We start from the raw sequence: 21,025 nt of genomic DNA, 5'->3' as shown, positions 1-21,025 counted from the left end.
CTCGGCCTTGGCCACGGGAATACAATCGCCTGATGACATCGCCGATCCTCGATCACCTGCGCTCGGCCACCCGTGACCTGCACGACGGCCTGGAAGCTCGGTTGGACGTCTTCGCGCGCGTCGCCGATCCCGTCCGTCGCCGCGAGATGGTCGGCCGGTTCCTGGCCTTCTATCGTCCCGCCGAAGCCGCCCTTGCGCGCGTGCTGGCCGACGAGCCGGACCTGGAGTTCGACGCCCGCCGCAAGGCCCCGGCCCTGGAGCGCGACATCGCGGCCCTGAAAGCCGCGCCGCCGGCCGACGCCCCGCTGGCCGCCCCGACCGGACGCTGCGAGGCCCTGGGCTTCCTCTATGTGCTGGAAGGCTCGACCCTGGGCGGCCGGGTCATCGACAAGCAGCTTCGCCTGCGCGGCCTGTCGCCCGAGGGCCTGAGCTTCTTCCAGGGCTACGGCGAGGCGACCGGCATCCGCTGGAAGGCCTTCTGCGCCGTACTGGAGCGCGCCGACGACAAGGCCGCCGCGGCCCGCGGCGCCCGCTCGGCCTTCGCCCAGATGGAAGCCTGGATGTGCGGGGTTCCGGCATGACCACGCCCGATCCCGTGACGGGCCCCACGGCCGAGCAGATCGCGTCCTGCGACCGCGAGCCGATCCACATTCCCGGCGCGATCCAGCCGCACGGCGTGCTGCTGGTGCTGGACCGCGACACGCTGGAGATCCGCCACGCGGCCGGCGACGTGGCCGGGCTTCTGGGCGCGGAGGCGTGGATCGGGGCGACCGCCGGCGCGGTGCTCGGCGACGCCGTCGCCCGGCGCATCGCCGCCGTCACCGCCTCGGGCAGCGGCGGCGGTTTCGTCGGGGCCCTGCGCGTGGCCGATCGCGCCTTCGACGTCAGCGCCAGCTTCCAGGCCGACAAGGTGCTGGTCGAGGTCGAACCGGGCCTCGACATGGCCCTGACCGGCGCCCAGATCCTGGCCCAGCTGGAGTCTGCGGCCGCCGCGTTCGAGCGCTGCCCGGGCCTGAAGACCCTGTACGACCGCGCGGCCCTGGAGTTCCGCCACCTGACCGGCTTCGACCGGGTGATGGTCTATCGCTTCGGCGAGGACGACGCCGGCGAGGTGGTGGCCGAAAGCCGCGCACCCCACGTCCAGCCCTTCCTCAACCACCGCTTCCCGGCCAGCGACATCCCCAAGCAGGCTCGCGCCCTCTACGTGCGCAACCTCGTGCGGGTGATCCCCGACGCGGTCTACGTCCCCGCCCCGCTGCTGCCGCCGATGGAGCCCCTGCTGGACATGAGCGACTGCGCCCTGCGCAGCGTCTCGCCGGTGCACCTGCAGTATCTGCGCAACATGGGCGTGACCGCCTCGGCCTCGGTGTCGGTCATCAAGGACGGGCGGCTTTGGGGGCTGATCGCCTGCCACCACGAGACGCCGCGCCTGCTGCCCTACGACATCCGCGCCGCCTGCCGCGCCCTGGCCGGGGGCCTGGCCCGCCAGATCAAGGCCAAGGAGGACGCCGAGACCTATCACGAGCGCCTGCGCCTGCGGTCGCTGGGCGACGACATGATCCACGCCCTGGCGCGCGCCGACAACGCCGACCTGGCCCTGGAAGAGCATCTGCGCGACCTGCAGCGCTTGGCCGGCGCCGACGGCGTGGCGGTGTTCCGCGACGAGCGCATCGAGGTGGCGGGCAAGCTGCCGCCCTACCCGGCCCCTGCGATGCTGCGCGACTGGCTGATGGAGAACGCCGCCGACGGGGTGGCCGCCACCGACCAGGCGCCCGCCGAGATTCCCGAAGCCGTCTCGTTCCGCACCCTGGCCTCGGGCCTGATGGGCGTAGTGGTCGAGCGCTCGCCCCTGCTGGCCATCCTGTGGACCCGGGCCGAACAGGTCGAGACCGTGCGCTGGGCGGGCGAGCCGGTGAAGGCGACAACGCCCGACGGGGTCCTGACCCCGCGCGCCTCGTTCGACGCCTGGACCCAGACCGTGCGCGGCCGGTCGCGTCCCTGGACCGCGGTCGAGACCGCCGCCGCCCTGCGGCTGCGCGACGACCTGATCGACCTGCGCCGCGCCCGCCGCACCGCCGAGCTGAACAACCACCTGCGCGCCACCCTGCAGGACAAGGACGAGCTGCTGCGCCAGAAGGACTTCCTGCTGCGCGAGGTGAACCATCGGGTGCAGAACAGCCTGGCCCTGGCCGCCAGCTTCCTGACCATCCAGATGAAGGCCCTCGAGGATCCGGTGGCCCGCGCGCCCCTGGAGGAAGCCAGCCGCCGCCTGACCGCCGTGGGCCTGGTCCACCGGCGGCTCTATCGCGGCGACCAGCTGGAGACCGTGGCGCTGGACCGCTACCTGACCGAACTGGCCGAGGAGATGGTCGGCACGCTGGACGAGGATTGGGGCCGCCACCTGCGGGTCGACGCCGCGCCGGTGACCGTGCCCACCGACAAGGCGGTGATCATCGGCCTGGTGGTCACCGAGCTGTTCATCAACGCGGTCAAGTACGCCTACCACGGCAAGCCCGGCCGGCTGGACATCGGTCTGGTCGAGGACGGTGATCGCCTTCGCCTGATCGTCGCCGACCAGGGCGGCGGCAAGCAAGGTCCGCGCGTCGGCTTCGGCAGCAAGATGATGGATGCCCTGGTCCGTCAGATGGGCGGGACCCTGACCTACCACGACAACGCCCCCGGCGTGCGGGCCGAGCTGTCCGTCGGCCGGCTCTGAAATCCCCTCGGGGAAGGCCCTTTGAAGGTGACGTCGCGTCGCGCGGCATTTTGCGCTTGAAAAAGTGAGAATGAACGTTCATTCTCACTTTCGAAGGGCCAATACCCGAGTCCGGGTGTCGGACATTACAAATACGTTATCGACCTTACCTTAGCCGCAACGCCTTCCTATCTGACCCATTCCGGTGGGGATGGTGGCGCGCGGTTGACGGGCGGGTCCACACCAAGGGGATAGTTTTCCATGGCCGTGAATTCACTATCGGTGATGTCGCCGGACGGCGGCCTGTCGCGTTACCTCACCGAGATCCGCAAGTTCCCGATGCTGGCCAAGGACGAGGAGTTCATGCTCGCCCAACGCTGGAAAGAGCATCAGGACAGCGAAGCCGCCCACAAGATGGTCACCAGCCACCTGCGTCTCGTCGCCAAGATCGCCATGGGCTATCGCGGCTACGGCCTGCCGATCGGCGAGGTGATCTCCGAGGGCAATGTCGGTCTGATGCAGGCCGTCAAGAAGTTCGAGCCCGACAAGGGCTTCCGCCTGGCCACCTACGCCATGTGGTGGATCCGCGCCTCGATCCAGGAATACATCCTGCGCTCGTGGTCGCTGGTGAAGATGGGCACGACCGCCGCGCAGAAGAAGCTGTTCTTCAACCTGCGCAAGGCCAAGAGCCAGATCGAGGCCTTCCAGGACGGCGATCTGCGTCCCGACCAGGTCAGCGCCATCGCCACCAAGCTGGGCGTGCTGGACAGCGAGGTCATCTCGATGAACCGCCGTCTGGGCGGTCCCGACGCCTCGCTGAACGCGCCGCTGCGCGCCGACGGCGAGAGCGAGTGGCAGGACTGGCTGGCCGACGACGATCAGGTTTCGCAGGAGACCGTCGTCGCCGAGAGCCAGGAAAAGTCCATGCGGATGAGCCTGCTCGAGGAGGCCATGGTCGAACTGACCGATCGTGAGCGCCACATCCTCACCGAGCGGCGCCTGAAGGACGACCCGACCACCCTGGAAGACCTGGCCTCGCAGTACGGCGTCAGCCGCGAGCGGGTCCGCCAGATCGAGGTCCGGGCGTTCGAGAAGCTGCAGAAGTCGATGCGCGAAGCCGCCATCGCCAAGAACATGGTCGAAGCCTAAGAAGGCTCTGACCTGAAGAACGGAGCGCCCCGGATCGCAAGGTCCGGGGCGTTTTTCATGACCGCTGCTCTTCCCCAACTGATCCTGCTGCCCGGCCTGCTGAACGACGCCGAGCTGTGGCGCGACCAGGTCAGCGGCCTGGCCGACGTCGTCCGCTGCCAGGTCGCCGACCTGACGCGGGGCGAAAGCCTGCGCGAGCTGGCCGAGCAGGTGCTGGCCGACGCCGAGCCGACCTTCGCCCTGGCCGGGTTCTCGATGGGCGGCTACGTGGCCCAGGAGATCGCCCGGATCGCGCCCGAACGCATCGAGCGCCTGGCCCTGATCGACACCGCCATCCGCGCCGACACCCCCGAACGGGCCGCCCAGCGCCGCGCGGTCAACGCCGCGGCCAGCGGCGAGGGGGCCTTCCTGGGCGTCGCCGACCGGCTGATGGCCAGCTATGTCGACCCGACGCGCCTTTCCGACAAGGACCTGACCGGCCGCATCCAGGCCATGACCCAGCGGCTGGGCCGCGAGGTGTTCCTGCGCCAGAACGGCCTGGCCCGCGAGGACGGCGCGGCCGCCCTGCGGGCCCTGCGCTGCCCGGTGGTCATCATCTGCGGCGAGCACGACGCCATCACCCCGCTGGCCGGCCAGCACGAGATGGCCCACGCGATCGGCTGCTCGCACATGGTGATCATCCCAAACGCCGGCCACATGACGCCGATGGAAGCGCCGGACGCGGTCAACGCCGCCCTGCGCCGCTGGCTAGTACGAGAAGGGCGCTGATTCCGAAACAATCTTGACTTGCATGGGAACCAATGCAGCAAATAGTTGAGTCCCCGGTGCGCCAAGGAGCAGCCGCTTGTCCAACGATATCGCGGTCCTTCCAGCCGCTGCCGGCCTGACCGGCGCCGAGCCACTGCCTGTCTCCCAAGCCAGCACGGACGTGCGCACCACGGTCGACGCCGTTGCGGCGCGCGCGGCCGGGCTCGGTTTCGTGGCCACGGGCGCCACGACCAGTTTCTCGCCGAAGGATCGCGCGCTCATGGCCGCAGTCGACGTCCGCGACTTCGGCGCGGTTTTCGACGACCGCGACAACACCACGGCCATCCAGGCGGCGATCAATCACGCGGCTGCGAGCAGCACGAGAATCGTCCAAATGCCGGCGGGCTTCAGCCGGCTGTCGTCGACGATCACCGTGCCCCATGGCGTGGTTCTGGCCGGCATGGGCTCGATCAATACATTTCTCAAGCGCACGGCGGACTACGGCAACACCTTCGAGTATGCTAGCGGGTACAACGGCGGCGGGGCGCACGGCTTCGCGCTCTATCACGACCACGGCGCGGGTTGGGAAGTCCCGAACACGCCGGGCGCCTACCAGAACCCGATCACCAGGGGCTCCCATTTCGTCCTGCCGCTGGTGGGTCATTCGAACTTCAGCGACCTGCTGGTGAGCGGCCTCGTTCACCAGTTCTACTGCACGGGCGGGCTGCGTAACACGTTCATTGGCGTGGAATGCCTCACCGACGTTTGGGATTGGAGTGATCCGAGCTTCCAGATTGGTCGATCGGCCATCTCGCTGCTTCCTGGCCCCGCTCCCCCCGGCGAGCTACGACCGATCCCGACGGACTGGGAATTCTACGCATGCCGCATCGGCGGAGTGACCTCCCCCAAGCGGCCGATCACCTGGCCGGGCGGTCACGTCACCACCGATGTCATCGATAACATCGGCGCGCTGTACGGCCTCGACATCCAATGCAGCGAGGGCGTGCGCTGGTACGGCGGCTATATGGGCGCTTTTGGCTGGGCGGCTGTCCGCCTGCTCGCCACGCCGGGCGTCATCCTCTCGGCCTTCTCCCTTCGCGACGCCTTCATCGACGCCAATCACCGCGCGGGCCTGCTGATCGACCGCAGCGGCGGAGCGTCCTGCGCCCAGATCACCTGGGCGCCGCACGAGCACAATTTCCAGGGCAACGGCTACCGCGGCGTATCTGACGCGGCTGGCGACATCTACGAGGGCGCGGCGTCGGGCGACGTCTCGGTCACCGGTCTGGACCTACGAGGGCAGTACCGCGCCTTCATCGGCGACGTGGCCTGCCTGGAAGCCGCGCGCAACGTGAACGTCGATATCAACGCCCGAGCCTGGAACCTCCGCGGCTTCTACAACTCCACGCCGCCGCTGGACGCGGCCATCAGCATCGGCCCGGGATGCAGGACCGTGAGCGTCACTGGCGTCCTCGGCGGCGGCCTGGACGGCGCCGGCTCGACCACCGACAGGGTCGGGGTGCGCTACACATTGGCGGGCAATCCCTCCAATGTTTCCGTCACCACGGCGTCCGGCCCGAACACCGCGCCCGCCGGCGATCTCGCGGGGGCGATCATCCCATCGACCTTCTCGCCCACGGTCAGTGCGGCCTTCGGCTCCCTTGGCGGCTACACGGCCGCGGGTCAGATGCGCGTCGAGGGAAAGACCTGCTTTGTCTCGCTATCCGTCGCGATCACGGGCGCCGGGAGCGCCAGCGGCTATCTCGTGATTTCCCTACCGGTGAGCCCCTCCACCTCTTGGCGCCCTCTCGCGGGCGTCGATGGCGCAACGGCGAAGGCTCTGTCGGTCCTGGTGGTCGGCGCGGCTGTGGTCGTACGCGACTACGCTGGCGCCTATATCGGCACGGCCGGGACGAATCTCCTGATCAGCGGCAGCTTCGAATTGGCCTGACCCCCAAGGAAACGCCCCGTCGAGACGGCGGGGCGACAACCTGTACAAATTGGCTGAGCAGTTTCTGGCGAACGCCCTGCGCCGCTGGCTGGCGCGCTAGCGGCCGTCCAGCTTCAGCGCCGCCTTCACCGTCCGCCAGTCGACCAGTTTGAAGTTCTGCCGCTGGCGGTCCGTGGACGGCGTCTCGCCCTCGACGTCGACATCGTCCTGCATGACCACCAGCCCCTCGGCATAGGGCCCGACCACGCCGCCCAGCGCCGCGACGCCGTCGGTGCCGGTCACCCCGTCGACGCCCTTGGCGGCGACCACCGAGAAGCGCCCGGCATAGGTCGGCTGCGCGCCGTCGACCCGCCACAGCGCGAAGGCGCTGTCGCCCTGGCTGGAGGCGATCAGCCAGGTCTTCTGGCCCTCGCGCAGCAGGGTCAGCCCCTCGACGTCGGGCTTCAGCATGTCCGAAGGCGCGCCGGCCACCAGGGTGCGCGCGGCGCCCTTGGCCGGATTCAGATCGTAGCGCCAGATCCCCTTGGCCTCCTCGCCGATGTAGAGCACGCCCCTGGCGTCATCGACGACGCAGCCCTCGGTCTGGCTGCCGACCGCGAAGCGCTGCTCCTCGGTCGCCACGGGCTTGCCGTCGGCCCCCACGGCGATGCGCAGCTGGCGCACCTGGCCGTCGGTGCCGTTGACGATGACGATGAAGGCGTCGCCCCGCCGGCCCATGCACAGGCCGTAGGGCTCGGCCAGGTCGAGCGGCGCCAGGCCCCAGGGTTCGACCTTCAGGGTGGCCGGATCCATCAGGTAGAGCGCCGCGCCGATTCGTCCGCGATCGCTGGCCGCGACCAGCACCCGTTCGCCCTTCGCCGTGGCCAATCCGCCACGAAGATCGACATTGTTGAGCTTGCCGTCGGGAATGAAGCCAGTGACGGCGCCCTTGAGATCGTACGTGTACAGACCAGCCTGCTTGTCGGTTCCGAAGATCACCCCGCGGGACGGATCGCGCGGATCGACCCATATCTCGGGATCGTCGGCCGCGTCGGCGCGCTGGGTGGCGACCGATTGGGTCTCGCCTGCCGCCGGAACGGGCGTTCCCACCCCCACCAGCATCTTGGCCGAGTCCGACTTCGCCTCGGGATCCGCGGGCTTGCAGCCGGCAAGAAGGAGAGAAATTCCCAGCGCTGTCGCAAAATTGAAACAAAACTGTCGAGTAAACATCACTGGCCCCAAGATGACGGCGAATTTATGCCCCGCCGCGTGAAATCACGTGCGAACGGCCGCGTCAACGGCCGCGCCGACGATGGGGGTACTCACAATGAAGAAGACCATGCTGTTCGCCTTGGCCGCGTTCGCGCCCCTGGCCCTGGCCGCCGCGGCTCACGCCGCCGACGCCGACGCGCCGATCGCCACGGCCGCCGAAGCGCCGGCCACCGCCTCCGAACTGGTCGTTCAGGCCCAGATCGCCTATCGCAACCGCACCGACCAGGCCGCCCCGGTCCTCGACTACGGCCTGGATTACTTCCAGCGCTTCGAACCCCTGACCGCCGGCGACGCCCTCAAGCGCGTGCCCAGCGTCGCCTTCCTGTCGGACGTGCTGGAATCGGACGGCGTCCGCCTGCGCGGCCTCGACCCCGCCTACACCCAGATCCTGATCAACGGCGAGAAGGTGCCCGGCGCCGGCTCCGGTTCGGGCGCGTTCGGTTCGGGCGCCGACTCAGCCTTCTTCGTGGACCGCATCCCGGCCGAACTGATCGACCGGATCGAGATCGTCCGCAGCGCCTCGGCCAACCGTAGCGGCGACGCCGTGGCCGGCGCGCTGAACATCGTGCTGCGCGACTCCTATTCGCTGGACGGCGGCTTCATGCGCGTCGGCGCGCTGATGTTCGACGACAAGCGCATCCGCGAGACCGTCGGCGGCGTGTGGGGCGGCCAGGTCGGCCCCGGCCGCCTGCTTGTCGGCGCCAACATCCAGGGCCGCCGCAACCCCAAGAACAAGACCAGCCTGCGCTATGACGAGCCGGGCGCGCCGATCAACAACAGCGAAGTCCAGACGGACGTGCGCAACGGCACCGACTACTCGTTCAACGCCAGCTACCAGACCCCGCTGGCCGGCGGCGACCTCGACCTGAGCGGCTTCTACGTCCACACCGACCGCTACCAGAACGAAGACTCGATCGAGTACAACAAGGACATCCGAAACAACGCCAACCTGTCGACGCTGAACGACAACGACGTCGACATCGAGCAGGACAGCTACTCGCTCAACGGCAAGTACAGCCACGACATGTTCGGCGGCAAAACCAGCGTGAAGCTGGGCTACGCCTCGTTCAAGGACAAGGAAGCCGAGTTCGAGGACGAGACCGAGTACCTGCGCGACGCCACGCCCTATCCGGACGGCGACCGCATCACCCGCGACAAGTCCAAGACCGACCTGGAAGACACCGAATTCTCGGCCAAGCTCGAGCACAAGCGCGACCTGAGCGAAGGCGTGCAGCTGCAGTTCGGCCTGCAGTATGAGAAGAAGCAGCGCGACCTGCTGGTCACCGAGGTTCCGCGCAATCGCTACAACCTGCCCGCCGCCAACCCGCCGCCCTTCGGCCCCTATGCGGTGATCGACGGCGGCGACGCGGCGTTCGAACAGACCCGCCTGGACCCCTACGTGATGCTGGACGGCAAGTCGGGCGCGCTGAAGTGGGAAGCCGGCCTGCGCTACGAGACCACCGACGTCACCCTGCAGGACCGCACGGTCCCCTCGACCACAGACGTCGACTACAACTTCCTGCTGCCGTCGGCCTCGGTGCGCTACAACCTCACCACCGAGGATCAGGTCTACGTGTCGGGCGCGCGCACCATCCGCCGTCCCAGCTTCGACTACCTGTCGCCGGCCCTGCTGACCGCCGAGCTGGGCGACAACGACTTCATCGGCAATCCGGAACTGAAGCCGGAAAGCGCCTGGGGCCTGGACGTCGGCTACGAGCACCGGATGGGCAAGCAGGGCGTGGCCGGGGTCAACGTCTTCTACCGCAAGGTCAAGGACCTGATCGAGCTGAGCAACACCGGCGCGGAAGGCGACGAGGGTCCCGGCACCTTCGTCTACTCGGCCCGCAACACCGGCGACGGCAAGGTCTGGGGCATCGAGTTCGACCTGTCGACGCCGCTGACGGTGATCGGCCTGGAGAACACCGGCGTGTTCCTGAACTACTCCTGGCTGGACAGCGATGTGAACGACGAGTTCGGATCGCGCAAGTTCAACAGCCAGTCGGACTACGTGTTCAATATCGGCTTCATCCAGGACGTGCCGACCTGGGGCGCGGCGTTCGGCGTGACCTATCGCAAGCAGGGCGAGGCCTACAGCCGCGTCGTGGGCGAGGAAGTCACCACCACTTATGACGGCGACCTGGAGATCTTCCTCGAAAAGCGGATCGGCAAGGACCTGACGATCCGCCTGACCGGCTCCAATCTGCTGGACGCCGAGAAGAAGGAAACCTTCAACAAGTTCACCACCATCGAAGACCAGAACGACCGGAGCTTCGACGAGTACGAAATCGAGCGCGAGAACGCCGGTCCGGTGTTCCAGCTGATCGCCCGCCTGGCCTTCTAGGCCGGGACGCCATCCGAGACGAAGAAGGGCGGCGTTCGCGAGAACGCCGCCCTTTTTTGTCAGATCGCCAAAGCGTCAATCACGACTAGTCGCCGACGAACAGCAGAGCCATCATTCTCCAGCCTTGGTCGGTCTTGAGGACCAGGGCGCGATCGGTCCAGGTCCTGCCGGCGGGGGTGCGGAACGACCAGCGGGCGACGCCGATCGAACCGCGGGCATCGACCTTGCGATCGATCTCCACCACCGGATTGTCGGGCGAGGCGACGCGACGCTCGGCGTAGCGCGCCTGCCACTCGGCGACGCTGGCGGCGACCAGTTGGCCATCCTCCACAGTCATGACCAAGGCGCGCGGGTCGATCGACTTGAGCAGAAGATCGGGATCCCAATGACGGTCCGAGGCCAGCTTGGCGTCGATCACGGCCCCGATCGCGGCTTCGGCGACCGGATCGGCCGCCGCGCCAGCCTGGCACAGCTTGCCGACGATCTTCCAGTCACCGCCCAGGCGGGCGAGAAGAAGATAATCGGTGAAGGTTCGGGTTCCCCGCACCGCCGCCGCCCGGGCCACGGCCGTGGTCTGATCGGCGTCCAGCCATTCGATCGTGGTCGACACAGGCGCCTCGGGCAGCGGCGCCGCGCGCAGCCGGGCCTTCCACTGGGATTGATAGGTGGCGCGCACGCCCTCGGGGCCGGTGCAATACATGATGGCGCTGGGCTGGAAGGCGGCGCTCATTTCGGCGACGTTGTTGGTTTCCATCGCGCGCCCATAGGCGGCGATCGCCATTTGCGGGGTTGCGTTGGCGAGGACGAGACTTACGGCCAGGGCCATCATGGGCGCATCTCCAATCGAATGGAGCGCGATCATCCGGCGGCCCGGCTCTTTCGAGAATTCGTAAGTTTCGTCGCCGCCGTTTCGCGAGACGAAACGATCTAGGCCGCGCCGCGGCCGCCGTTGTCGTCCTCGACCATGAAGCCCAACAGGGCGTCCATGCGCTTGACCAGTTCGGTGCGCGCCATGCCGCCGGCCGTGCAGGCCTCCAGGGCGACGGCGGCCTCGATCAGGCGGGTGTCCTTGACCGCTTCCCCGACCTTCTTGAGTTCGACGGCCTGGGCGGCCAGGGCGCGCCGGGCCTGGGCCGGATCGCTATCCAGCGCCTGGGCGGCCGATTTGACGATGCGCAGGGCCTGCGACAGACGCGCCGCCGGCGTGCCGCTGGCGTCGGCCTTGCGCTTGCGCGGTCCCGTATACTCGGCCGAATTGAAGCGGCGGCGGTCGGGCCCGACATATTGCACGGCCTCGACCCAGTCGCGGGGCTTCAGCGTCACCGCCTCGAGCCGGCGCTCCAGATCCTTGATCGTGAACGGCTTGCGCATGAACTCGTGGATGCCCGCGTCGCGCGCGCCGAAGATTGCTTCGGCCGTCGCCTCGGCGGTGCACATGATGATCGGGTTCTCGCGGCAGGCCAGGTCGCTGCGGCGGATCTTCTTGGCCAGGGCCAGACCATCGCAGCCGCTGGAGGCGTGCTCGACGAAGACCAGCATCGGGTCGACCGTGCGGGCCATGCCCCAGCCGGCCTCGATGCTCGCGGCGTTGAAGATCTGGATGTGGCCCACGTGACGCAGCTGGTCGGCCAGCAGGCGCACGGCGGCCGTGTTCGGGTCGACGATCAGCACGCGCTGCATCTTCGCCGCGATACGCTGCAAGGTGCGGATGTTGCCGTCGAACACGGGCCTCGGAAGCTCCAAAAGTCTTTCGCCCGCACAATAGGCGGGCGATGGTAAAAATCCACTTGATGGCGACGGATCGCGACGGAACGTCCGTCAGATGGCCAGGCTGCTGCTCAGGCCGGAGTCGAAATCCGCCAGGATGTCGACCGCGTCGTCCAGATCGGCCATCAGCGGCGTGCCCAGCGGGAACCGATAGCGCCAGAAGGTGGCGATGTGGGCCAGCACCCCGACCCTCTCGCCCAGCGACAGGAACATCTCGGGCGCGCGCAGCAGGAATTCGCGGAATCCCTGGGGCCTGCCGTGGTCGATCAGGCCGTCGAAGGCGCGGTCATAGACGTCCAGCGACCGCATGATCGCCTTGCGCTCGACCAGCAGGCCCTGCCGCACGCGTTTGCGGGTTTCGTCTAGATAGCGCTGGGTGTCGGCGTCGCGATTGCCGCCGGTGACCGTCAGCCGGGCGATCTCGTCGCCCACGGTCTCCAGCTCCGACCACAGCCGGGTCAGGGTCCATTTGTAGTAGAGGAAGCCCTTCCAGCTGAAGACGCCTTCCTTGAAGCTCTCGCCGTCCATGATCAGCGTCTTGCGCAGCGGCTCCAGCCGCTCGTCGACGTCGGTCGACAGCAGGGCCTCGACCAGGCGGGCGGCGTGGGCGCCCGGCGCGGTCCGGTTGGCGTCGCGATAGGCCAGGTCGATCAGGTGCGAGATCTGGACCGACACGAAGCTCTGCATCTGCTCCATGTCCGCGCCCGACAGCGAAAAGTAGCTGGGCGCCACCGACATGCCGTGGCGGCGCAGATGCTCGCGCAGCAGGAAGGGGTCCAGGGACGGAAGCTGGTCGATGAGCTTCAGCGTCGCGATGTCGCGCGCCATGTCGGTGTGTTCGTTGCAGGCCTCGCGCAGCAGGTCGACCCAGCCGCGCTGTCCCACGAAGAACGACTGGCCGCCAAGGCCAAGATCGCTGCGCTCGAACGGGATGATGACCTTGGTGGCGCTCGGGCGCACCTCGTCGAAAAGGAAGATGTCGTCGGCCCGCAGGCGGTGCTTCACCAGCAAGGCCGAGTTGAGGATGCGGTTGCGGAACAGCGGCGCTTCGGCGTGTTCAGGCCGGTGGCCGCTGCGGGTCTCGATGGCCAGCAGGTTGAGCACGCGGCTGGTCGAAGCCTCGCGGTCAAGCGCCCGCAGGCTGCGCGTCAGCCGATCCGCCTTGTTCGCGGACTTCATTAAACGACGCGCAGCGGCCAACGACGGCGAACCTCCCTGGAGAAGCCGCCGTCATAGGCCCAGGCCTGCTAAGCAATCGCTAATCGGCCGTCGAAAACCCGACCGATCAGCCCTGGAACGGATCGCGCATCAGGATGGTGTCGTCGCGCTCGGGACTGGTCGACAGCAGGGCCACCGGGGCGCCGATCAGTTCCTCGACGCGGCGCACATACTTGATAGCGTTGGCGTTGAGGTCCTTGAACGAGCGGGCGCCGGCGGTGCTTTCGCTCCAGCCTTCCATTTCCTCGTAGATCGGCACGGCCGCGGCCTGATCGCGCATGCCGGCCGGCAGATAGTCGACCTCGCGGTCGCCGATCCTGTAGCCCACGCAGATCTTCAGGGTCTTCAGGCCGTCCAGCACGTCCAGCTTGGTCAGGGCGATGCCGTCGATGCCGTTGATGGCCACCGACTGGCGCACCAGCACCGCGTCGAACCAGCCGCAGCGACGCGCCCGGCCGGTGTTGACGCCCACCTCGCGGCCGACGGTCGACAGGTGCTTGGCGACCTCGTCGTCCAGCTCGCAGGCGAACGGGCCTTCACCCACGCGGGTGGTGTAGGCCTTGACGATGCCCAGCACGTAGCCCGGCCCCTTGGGACCCATGCCCGAACCGGCGGCGGCCTGGCCGGCGACGGTGTTGGACGAGGTGACGAACGGATAGGTGCCGTGGTCGACGTCCAGCAGCGCGCCCTGGGCCCCTTCGAACAGGATGCGCTTGCCGGCCTTGTGGGCCTGATCCAGCAGGCGCCAGGCCGGCTGGGCGTAGGCCAGGATCTTCGGCGCGATCTCCATCAGCTGGTCGAACAGCGCCTCGCCGTCGGCCTCGGGCAGGCCCAGGCCCCGGCGCAGGGCGCCGTGGTGGCTGAGCAGGCGCGCGATCTTGGGCTTCAGGGCTTCGGGATCGGCCAGGTCGGCGACGCGGATGGCGCGACGGCCGACCTTGTCCTCGTAGGCCGGGCCGATGCCGCGGCCGGTGGTGCCGATCTTCTGGGTGGAGGCGGCCTCGCGGGCCTGGTCCAGGTCCTTGTGCAGCGGAAGGATCAGGCAGGCATTGTCGGCCAGCACCAGCAGGTCCGGGCCGATGATCACACCCTGCTCGGCGATCTTGGCGATCTCGCCCAGCAGGTGCCAGGGATCGACCACCACGCCGTTGCCGATGACCGAGAGCTTGCCCTGCACCACGCCCGACGGCAGCAGGGCCAGCTTGTAGACCTTGCCGTCGACCACCAGGGTGTGGCCGGCGTTGTGGCCGCCCTGGAAACGAACGACGACATCGGCCCGGTTGGACAGCCAGTCGACGATCTTGCCCTTGCCCTCGTCGCCCCATTGGGCGCCGACAACGGTCACATTGGCCATGTTCAGATATGCCTTATCACCTGCCGAAAGGCGCCCGCGGCCCTTCGACAGGACTCGGCGGCGGACGTTTCATCTCTTGTGATCGGCGTGACGGCCCGCCTTCGAAAGGGGGCCGCCCGGTTCAGAACTTGTAGACCAGCCGGACCCCGACGTCGTCAAGCCCCTGGTTCTTGCCTTGGTGGAAGATCTGGCCGTTCGACAGGTGGGTGTAGCTGAGCTCGGTCGACCAGCTGTCGTTGATGTCGTAGCCCAGAGCCAGTTCCGGCTCGAACAGCACCTGCGAACCGAAGTCGATGCGGGTGTTGTAGAGCACCAGTCGCCGCTGGATCTCCTCGGGGGTCAGGCCCGGGGCGTTGACGGGCGGCAGGCCGGCCTCGCCGTCCGTATAGGCCAGGCCCATGCCCGGGCGCAGATAGAAGCCGCCCGGCTTGCCCAGCTCGATCCGCCAGTCGAAGCCGGCGGCCACGAAGTTGGAGGTGTTCTCGCTGTTGATCGAGACCATGGCGTGGACCTGGGGCTTGCCCAGCCAGCGCAGGCTTTCGATCCTGTTGGTGCGGTAGCCCAGATGGACGTCCACGCCGTCCTCGCGGCCCGCGGCGCCCAGGCCGACGGCCTCGCCCAGGAAGGTCACGTCGTGCTTGTAGACGCCGACAAAGGCTTCGCCGGCGAAAGCGGGCGCGGCGACGGCCACGGCGGCGCAGGCCGCGGCGGCGAACAAGGCTTTCTTCACGGAAGGCTCCCCAGCGAAATCGTGTGTCCTCTTATCCCCTGAACGGCGCAGCTCGCAAAGGGTTTCGGCGACGCTTGGAGGACACTAGATGTTCCTGCATGAGCATTGCCCTATCCGACATCCAAGCCGCCGCCGCCCGCCTCGAAGGTCAGGCGGTCCGCACCCCGCTGATCGAGAGCCCGGCGCTGAACGCGCGCCTGGGCGGCCGGGTGCTGATCAAGCCCGAGACCCTGCAGCGGGCCGGGGCCTTCAAGTTCCGCGGCGCCTACAACCGCCTGTCCCAATTGACCGAGGACGAGCGCAAGCGCGGGGTCGTGGCCTTCTCGTCGGGCAACCACGCCCAGGGCGTGGCCCTGGCGGCCCAACTTCTGGGCTGTCCGGCCCTGATCGTCATGCCGTCCGACTCCCCGGCGGTGAAGGTCGCGGGCACGCGCGGCTTCGGGGCCGAGATCCGATTCTACGACCGGTTCACCGAGGACCGCGTCGCCATCGCCAAGGAGATCGCCGACCAGCGCGGCTGCGTGGTCGTCCCGTCCTACGACGACCCGCACATCATCGCCGGCCAGGGCACGGCCGGACTGGAGATCGTCGAGCAGGCCCGGGCGCTGGGCGTACAGCTGGACAAGGTGCTCAGCCCGGTCGGCGGCGGCGGGCTGATCGGCGGCGTGTCGACGGCGGTCAAGGCGCTGTCGCCCTCGACCGAGGTCTGGGGCGCCGAGCCGGCCGGCTTCGACGAGACCCGGCGTTCGCTGGAGTCCGGACAACGCGAGACCATCGACCCGGACGCCCGCTCGTTCTGCGACGCCCTGCTGACCCCGATCCCCGGCGAGCTGACCTGGGCGATCAACAGCAAGACCCTCAGCGGCATCGTGGCGGTCACCGACGCCGAAGTGGCCGAGGCCATGCGCTACGCCTTCTCGGTGCTGAAGCTGGTCGTCGAACCCGGCGGCTGCGTCGCCCTGACGGCGGCCCTGACCGGCAAGATCGACCTGAAGGGCCAGACGGCGGCGATCGTCTGCTCGGGCGGCAACGTCGACCCGGCGCTCTATGCGCGGATTCTGAACGGCGAGATTTGATGGCCAGGGACATGCGCTCGTCGCGTGTCCCCATCGGCGGCCCCGTCAGTCCTGCAGCTCTATCCACACCGGCGCGTGGTCGCTCGCGCCCTCCTCCCCACGCGGCCAGCGGTCGATGCCGGCGTCGACCAGCCGTTCCGCCAGGTCCGGCGTCAGCAGCAGATGGTCGAGGCGCAGGCCCTTGTCGGCCGGCCAGCGGTTTCGCAGATAGGCCCAGAAGGTCCACAGCGGCCCTTCGGGATGAACCGCGCGCAGGGCGTCGGTCCAGCCCTGGTCGAGCAGGGCGCGATAGGCGGCGCGGACCTCCGGTTGCAGCAGGGCGTCGTCCTTCCAGCTGTGCGGCTGGTAGATGTCGGCCTCGGTCGGCACGACGTTGTAGTCGCCGGCCAGCACCACCGGCGCGCCCGACGCGCGCAGGTCGGCGGCGTGGGCGACCAGCCGCGCGAACCAGGCCAGCTTGTAGTCGAACTTCGGACCGGGCCGAGGATTGCCGTTGGGCAGGTAGAGCGAGGCCACCAGCACCCCGTTGACCGCCGCCTCGATGTACCGGGCCTGACCGTCCTCGCGGTCGCCCGGCAAGGTCGTGCGGGTGACGACCGGCTCCACGCCGCGCGCCAGGATCGCCACGCCGTTCCAGCTGCGCTGGCCCTTCCAGACCGCGTGGTAGCCCATCTGGGCCAGCGGCTCGGCGGGAAACCAGCCCTGTTCGGCCTTCAGCTCCTGCAGACACACCACGTCGGGCTCGGCCTCGGCCAGCCAGGCGATCAGGTTGTCGAGCCGCTTGACGACATTGTTGATGTTGAAGGTGGCGATCTTCACGGGGTCCAAACGCGGCACGGCGCGGGACGGTCCCAGACGACATTTTCAGGCGAAGTCGGAGGATGACGCGCGCGGCGCCTACGGCTAGGGTCCGCGCCAACGACCAAGATCTGCTCCAAAAGAGAGGCCCGATGAAACGCCTGCTGCTCGCGACCGCCCTGATCGCCGCTCCTATGCTGGCTCACGCGGCCGACACGCCAAAGATCGACCCCGCCAAGCTGTCGGCCCACATCAAGGTGCTGTCGTCGGATGAATTCGAGGGCCGCGGCCCCGCGACGGCCGGCGAGACCAAGTCGGTCGACTACATCGTCGGCCAGATGAAGACGATCGGCCTCGAGCCCGCCGGCGATGTCCAGAAGGACGGAACCCGCGCCTGGACCCAGGACGTGCCGCTGGGCAAGTTCGACATCAAGGGCCCGGTCGCGGCCCAGTTCACCGTCGGCGGCAAGGCCGTCCCCCTGGCCCAGGGCGAGCAGATCGCCGTGCGCGCGGCCATGACCAATGTCGACAGCGTCGCCATCAAGGACGCCCCGATCGTGTTCGTCGGCTATGGCGTCAAGGCGCCCGAGCGCACTTGGGACGACTTCAAGGGCCTGGACCTGAAGGGCAAGGTCCTGGTCGTGCTGATCAACGATCCCGACTTCGAGACGGGGCCTAATACGAAAGATGGGGGCGACTTCGGCGGCAAGGCCATGACCTATTACGGTCGCTGGACCTACAAGTTCGAGGAAGCCGCCCGCCAGGGCGCGGCCGGGGTGCTGATCGTCCACGAGACCGCCCCGGCCTCGTACGGCTGGGCCACGGTCAAGAACTCCAACACCAACACGATGTTCGACATCGTCCGCAAGGAGCCGGCCAAGAGCCACCCGGCCCTGGAATCCTGGATCCAGCGCGACGTGGCGGTCGAGCTGTTCAAGTCGGCTGGCCTCGACTTCGACGCTCTGAAGAAGCAGGCCCAGAGCCGCGACTTCAAGCCGGTGGAATTGAAGGGCTCGACCTTCTCGGCCAGCTACGCCGTCGACCATTCGGTGATCGTGTCCAAGAACATAGCCGGCCGCATCAAGGGCTCGGCCCGTCCGGACGAGACCGTGATCTACAGCGCCCACTGGGACCACCTGGGCGTCGGCCAGCCGGACGCCAAGGGCGACAAGATCTACAACGGCGCCATCGACAACGCCGACGGCATCGCCGCCATCCTGGAGCTGGCCCGCGCCTTCAAGAGCCAGCCGGCCCCGCAGCGCTCGATCCTGTTCCTCGCCGTCACCGCCGAGGAGCGCGGTCTGCTGGGTTCGGAATACTACGCGTCGAACCCGCTGTTCCCGCTGTCCAAGACCGTGAGCGACCTGAACATCGACGCCCTGTCGGCGGCCGGCCCGTCCAAGGACGTCACCACCTCCGGCGACGGCAAGGTCGACCTGCAGGACCTGCTGGTCGCCAAGGCCAAGGCCCATGGCCGCTATTTCACGCCAGACCCCTCGCCCCAGGCCGGCCACTTCTACCGCTCGGACCACTTCCCGTTCGCCAAGCGCGGCGTGCCGGCCATCTCGGTCGGCTCGGGCGAGGACCTGGTCAAGGGCGGCAAGGAAGCGGGCCAGAAGGCGGAAGAGGACTACACCGCCAACCGCTACCACCAGCCCGCCGACGAATGGAGCGCCGACTGGGACCTGAGCGGCCAGGCCCAGGACATCGGCCTGTTCTACGAGATCGGCGCCGACCTCGCCAATTCGAAGACCTGGCCGGAATGGCAGGCGGGGTCCGAGTTCAAGGCGCTGCGCGACACGACGAAAGCGGACCGGAAGTAGGTCTATTTTTATCCTGTCATCCCCGACAAGCGAAGCGCCGATCCGGGACCGCCGGAAGCGCGGCGCTCAGGCGGCGGTCCCGGATCTTCGCGCTACGCGCTCGTCCGGGATGACAGGTTTTTGCGTATCTGAATTGGCGCTCCGCCCTCATCGGGTTGAGCGAGGTATCTGAATGACAGCCTCCGTCTTCGATCTGTTCAAGCTGGGCGTCGGCCCGTCGAGCAGCCACACCATGGGGCCGATGACGGCCGCCGGCCTGTTCGTCAGCCGGCTGCGCGACGCCGGCAAGCTGGCGTCCGTCGCCCGGGTCGAGACGCGGCTCTATGCCTCCCTGGCCCTGACCGGCCGCGGCCACGCCACCGACCGCGCCGTGATCCTGGGCCTGATGGGCTTCGTGCCCGCGACGCTGGACCCCGACGCCGGCGAGGCGGCCCTGGTCGAGGCCGCCGCCAGCCAGTGGATCCAGCTGGGCGGCGAGGTTGGGATCAGGTTCGACGCCGAACGCGACATCGTCTGGGCCGGCCATGAGCGCCTGCCCCAGCATCCCAACGGACTGACCTTCACCGCCCACGACAAGGCCGGACAGGTGCTGGCCGAGCGCACCTATTTCTCGATCGGCGGCGGCTTCGTGCGCGACGAGAGCGAGATGGGCCGCAACACCCCGCCCGACGAAGGCCCCGAACTCCCGCACCCGTTCGAAAGCGGCGCCGACCTGCTGCAGCGGGCCGCAGACGCGGGCCTATCGATCGCCGGGGTGATGGGCGCCAACGAGCTGGCGCGGATGGACCAGGCCGAGCTGGACGCGGGCCTGGACCGCATCTTCGAGGCCATGGAGGCCTGCATCGAGCGCGGCATACGCGAGACGGGCGTCCTGCCCGGCGGCCTGGACGTCAAGCGCCGGGCCCGCCAGATCCACCAGACCATCCAGGGCCGCATGGAGCGCCAGATCAGCGACCCGCTGGCGGCCATGGACTTCGTCAACCTGTGGGCCATGGCGGTCAACGAGGAGAACGCGGCCGGCGGCCGGGTGGTCACCGCCCCGACCAACGGCGCGGCGGGCCTGATCCCGGCGGTGCTGCGCTTCTACCACCGCTTCCACAACGGCACGCCGCAGGGGGTGCGGGTGTTCCTGCTGACGGCGGCGGCCATCGGCGCGCTCTACAAGCGCAACGCCTCGATCAGCGGGGCCGAGGTCGGCTGCCAGGGCGAGGTCGGCGTGGCGTGCTCGATGGCGGCGGCGGGCCTGGCGGCGGCGCTCGGCGCGACCAACGACCAGATCGAGAACGCCGCCGAGATCGGCATGGAGCACAATCTGGGCCTGACCTGCGACCCGATCGGCGGCCTGGTCCAGATCCCCTGCATCGAGCGCAACGCCATGGGCGCCATCAAGGCCATCGACGCGGCGAGGCTGGCCCTGCTGGGCGACGGCCAGCACTCGGTGTCGCTGGACAAGGTGATCGCCACCATGAAGCGCACCGGCGAGGACATGAACGAGATCTATAAGGAGACGTCGCTGGGGGGATTGGCGGTGGGGCTTTCCGTTAATCGGGTGGAGTGCTGAGGGCCTGACCGCCGCAGTCCCTCCCCCTGTGGGGGAGGCGGCCGAAGGCCGGTGGGGGGATATTGCGCCCTCGACCACCGGCAGGATCGACAATCCTAGAACTCCCCCCACCGATCGCTGCGCGATCGCCTCCCCCACAGGGGGAGGGACTGTGAACCGGCTGTCGCCCTTGCACGTTAAGCCTCACCATTCCCCACGTCGGAGTTCCCATGCGTATCGCCCTCACCGCCGCCGCCCTGCTGACCCTCGCCGCCGGCTCCGCCCAGGCCTCGACGCCCGGATCCTGGAACGACCTGCGCGTCCGCTCCGACAAGGCCTGCATCGCCGCGGCCCAGGAGCTGCGCAACGTCCGCGTCACCGCCTATGGCGACACCTTCCAGTCGGTGACCGTCTCCAGCCTCGAAGGCGTCTACAAGCCGCGCCACATGAAGGGCGCGCGCGGCAAGGCCACCTGCGTGTTCGACAAGCGCAGCGGCCGCGCCGAGGTCCAGGAGTTGCAGGTCCGCCGCTAGCTTTTTCCGCTTCCGGTTTTCGCGGCCGCTGCTAGGGTGCGCCGCGAGAACA

At 68.5% G+C, this 21,025-nt stretch carries 17 protein-coding genes; 10 read left to right on the top strand and 7 right to left on the bottom strand.

Annotated features, from left to right (window positions below; genetic code table 11):
- The first annotated feature begins 32 nt into the window (after window positions 1-32).
- The 5 genes from AC1DMQ_RS19405 to AC1DMQ_RS19385 all read left to right on the top strand — a co-directional run bounded on the left by AC1DMQ_RS19405 (window position 33) and on the right by AC1DMQ_RS19385 (window position 6,542).
- Window positions 33-581: a biliverdin-producing heme oxygenase gene (locus AC1DMQ_RS19405; protein ID WP_477035194.1), complete on the top strand. Its 549-nt coding sequence runs from the start codon at window positions 33-35 to the stop codon at window positions 579-581.
- Window positions 578-2,716 carry a histidine kinase dimerization/phosphoacceptor domain -containing protein gene (locus tag AC1DMQ_RS19400; protein ID WP_477035193.1) on the top strand — a complete coding sequence of 713 codons (2,139 nt, stop codon included), beginning with the start codon at window positions 578-580 and terminating at the stop codon, window positions 2,714-2,716. The genes AC1DMQ_RS19405 and AC1DMQ_RS19400 overlap by 4 nt, the downstream gene beginning before the upstream one ends.
- 240 nt (window positions 2,717-2,956) lie before the next feature.
- Window positions 2,957-3,844, top strand: coding sequence for an RNA polymerase sigma factor RpoH (gene rpoH / locus AC1DMQ_RS19395; protein WP_477035192.1), 888 nt, complete (start codon window positions 2,957-2,959; stop codon window positions 3,842-3,844).
- Window positions 3,845-3,901: 57 nt separating this feature from the next.
- Window positions 3,902-4,612 (top strand): alpha/beta fold hydrolase, encoded by a 711-nt coding sequence (locus tag AC1DMQ_RS19390; RefSeq protein ID WP_477035191.1) that lies wholly within the window; start codon window positions 3,902-3,904, stop codon window positions 4,610-4,612.
- Window positions 4,613-4,688: 76 nt separating this feature from the next.
- Window positions 4,689-6,542 (top strand): glycosyl hydrolase family 28-related protein, encoded by a 1,854-nt coding sequence (locus AC1DMQ_RS19385; protein ID WP_477035190.1) that lies wholly within the window; start codon window positions 4,689-4,691, stop codon window positions 6,540-6,542.
- 96 nt (window positions 6,543-6,638) lie between these two features.
- Here AC1DMQ_RS19385 and AC1DMQ_RS19380 read toward each other — a convergent pair whose 3' ends face one another.
- Entirely contained in the window at window positions 6,639-7,643 is a 1,005-nt protein-coding gene (locus AC1DMQ_RS19380) for a phytase (RefSeq protein WP_477035189.1), read from the bottom strand.
- Between the two features lie 205 nt (window positions 7,644-7,848).
- On the opposite strand from AC1DMQ_RS19380, the gene AC1DMQ_RS19375 reads away from it, so the two are divergent.
- Entirely contained in the window at window positions 7,849-10,134 is a 2,286-nt protein-coding gene (locus AC1DMQ_RS19375) for a TonB-dependent receptor plug domain-containing protein (RefSeq protein WP_477035188.1), read from the top strand.
- Between the two features lie 85 nt (window positions 10,135-10,219).
- Here AC1DMQ_RS19375 and AC1DMQ_RS19370 read toward each other — a convergent pair whose 3' ends face one another.
- The 5 genes from AC1DMQ_RS19370 to AC1DMQ_RS19350 all read right to left on the bottom strand — a co-directional run bounded on the left by AC1DMQ_RS19370 (window position 10,220) and on the right by AC1DMQ_RS19350 (window position 15,203).
- Window positions 10,220-10,963: a nuclear transport factor 2 family protein gene (locus AC1DMQ_RS19370; RefSeq protein ID WP_477035187.1), complete on the bottom strand. Its 744-nt coding sequence runs from the start codon at window positions 10,961-10,963 to the stop codon at window positions 10,220-10,222.
- A 98-nt stretch (window positions 10,964-11,061) separates the two neighbouring features.
- Entirely contained in the window at window positions 11,062-11,859 is a 798-nt protein-coding gene (locus tag AC1DMQ_RS19365; RefSeq protein ID WP_477035186.1) for a response regulator transcription factor, read from the bottom strand.
- A 93-nt stretch (window positions 11,860-11,952) separates the two neighbouring features.
- Window positions 11,953-13,080 (bottom strand): hypothetical protein, encoded by a 1,128-nt coding sequence (locus tag AC1DMQ_RS19360; protein ID WP_477035185.1) that lies wholly within the window; start codon window positions 13,078-13,080, stop codon window positions 11,953-11,955.
- A gap of 106 nt (window positions 13,081-13,186) precedes the next feature.
- Window positions 13,187-14,473 (bottom strand): adenylosuccinate synthase, encoded by a 1,287-nt coding sequence (locus tag AC1DMQ_RS19355; RefSeq protein WP_477035184.1) that lies wholly within the window; start codon window positions 14,471-14,473, stop codon window positions 13,187-13,189.
- A 121-nt stretch (window positions 14,474-14,594) separates the two neighbouring features.
- The gene (locus AC1DMQ_RS19350; RefSeq protein ID WP_477035183.1) at window positions 14,595-15,203 is read right to left on the bottom strand and encodes an acyloxyacyl hydrolase; all 609 of its coding nucleotides are present in this window, start codon (window positions 15,201-15,203) and stop codon (window positions 14,595-14,597) included.
- Window positions 15,204-15,301: 98 nt separating this feature from the next.
- On the opposite strand from AC1DMQ_RS19350, the gene AC1DMQ_RS19345 reads away from it, so the two are divergent.
- Window positions 15,302-16,279 carry a threonine ammonia-lyase gene (locus tag AC1DMQ_RS19345; protein ID WP_477035182.1) on the top strand — a complete coding sequence of 326 codons (978 nt, stop codon included), beginning with the start codon at window positions 15,302-15,304 and terminating at the stop codon, window positions 16,277-16,279.
- A 45-nt stretch (window positions 16,280-16,324) separates the two neighbouring features.
- Here the strand turns inward: AC1DMQ_RS19345 and xth are convergent, their stop codons facing one another.
- Entirely contained in the window at window positions 16,325-17,116 is a 792-nt protein-coding gene (gene xth / locus AC1DMQ_RS19340; protein WP_477035181.1) for an exodeoxyribonuclease III, read from the bottom strand.
- A gap of 113 nt (window positions 17,117-17,229) precedes the next feature.
- Here xth and AC1DMQ_RS19335 point away from each other — a divergent pair, with 113 nt between their 5' ends.
- From AC1DMQ_RS19335 to AC1DMQ_RS19325, 3 genes are all read left to right on the top strand, one after another.
- The gene (locus AC1DMQ_RS19335; RefSeq protein WP_477035180.1) at window positions 17,230-18,900 is read left to right on the top strand and encodes a M28 family metallopeptidase; all 1,671 of its coding nucleotides are present in this window, start codon (window positions 17,230-17,232) and stop codon (window positions 18,898-18,900) included.
- A 172-nt stretch (window positions 18,901-19,072) separates the two neighbouring features.
- Complete coding sequence (locus AC1DMQ_RS19330; protein WP_477035179.1) at window positions 19,073-20,461, top strand: L-serine ammonia-lyase; 1,389 nt, start codon at window positions 19,073-19,075, stop codon at window positions 20,459-20,461.
- Window positions 20,462-20,670: 209 nt separating this feature from the next.
- Window positions 20,671-20,973 carry a hypothetical protein gene (locus AC1DMQ_RS19325; RefSeq protein ID WP_477035178.1) on the top strand — a complete coding sequence of 101 codons (303 nt, stop codon included), beginning with the start codon at window positions 20,671-20,673 and terminating at the stop codon, window positions 20,971-20,973.
- Window positions 20,974-21,025 lie beyond the last annotated feature (52 nt).

It is taken from the genome of Caulobacter sp. 05L422 (assembly GCF_056397765.1).
The sequence above is the reverse complement of the archived record's forward strand: the minus strand, read 5'-3'. Positions and strand labels throughout refer to the sequence as shown.

Bases quoted from the DNA above. Each gene is read 5' to 3' on its own strand.
- AC1DMQ_RS19405 (WP_477035194.1), top strand. From the start codon at position 33: ATGACATCGCCGATCCTCGATCACCTGCGCTCGGCCACCCGTGACCTG.
- AC1DMQ_RS19400 (WP_477035193.1), top strand. From the start codon at position 578: ATGACCACGCCCGATCCCGTGACGGGCCCCACGGCCGAGCAGATCGCG.
- rpoH (WP_477035192.1), top strand. From the start codon at position 2,957: ATGGCCGTGAATTCACTATCGGTGATGTCGCCGGACGGCGGCCTGTCG.
- AC1DMQ_RS19390 (WP_477035191.1), top strand. From the start codon at position 3,902: ATGACCGCTGCTCTTCCCCAACTGATCCTGCTGCCCGGCCTGCTGAAC.
- AC1DMQ_RS19380 (WP_477035189.1), bottom strand. From the start codon at position 7,643: ATGCTGGTGGGGGTGGGAACGCCCGTTCCGGCGGCAGGCGAGACCCAA.
- AC1DMQ_RS19375 (WP_477035188.1), top strand. From the start codon at position 7,849: ATGAAGAAGACCATGCTGTTCGCCTTGGCCGCGTTCGCGCCCCTGGCC.
- AC1DMQ_RS19370 (WP_477035187.1), bottom strand. From the start codon at position 10,963: ATGATGGCCCTGGCCGTAAGTCTCGTCCTCGCCAACGCAACCCCGCAA.
- AC1DMQ_RS19360 (WP_477035185.1), bottom strand. From the start codon at position 13,080: ATGAAGTCCGCGAACAAGGCGGATCGGCTGACGCGCAGCCTGCGGGCG.
- AC1DMQ_RS19355 (WP_477035184.1), bottom strand. From the start codon at position 14,473: ATGGCCAATGTGACCGTTGTCGGCGCCCAATGGGGCGACGAGGGCAAG.
- AC1DMQ_RS19345 (WP_477035182.1), top strand. From the start codon at position 15,302: ATGAGCATTGCCCTATCCGACATCCAAGCCGCCGCCGCCCGCCTCGAA.
- AC1DMQ_RS19335 (WP_477035180.1), top strand. From the start codon at position 17,230: ATGAAACGCCTGCTGCTCGCGACCGCCCTGATCGCCGCTCCTATGCTG.
- AC1DMQ_RS19330 (WP_477035179.1), top strand. From the start codon at position 19,073: ATGACAGCCTCCGTCTTCGATCTGTTCAAGCTGGGCGTCGGCCCGTCG.
- AC1DMQ_RS19325 (WP_477035178.1), top strand. From the start codon at position 20,671: ATGCGTATCGCCCTCACCGCCGCCGCCCTGCTGACCCTCGCCGCCGGC.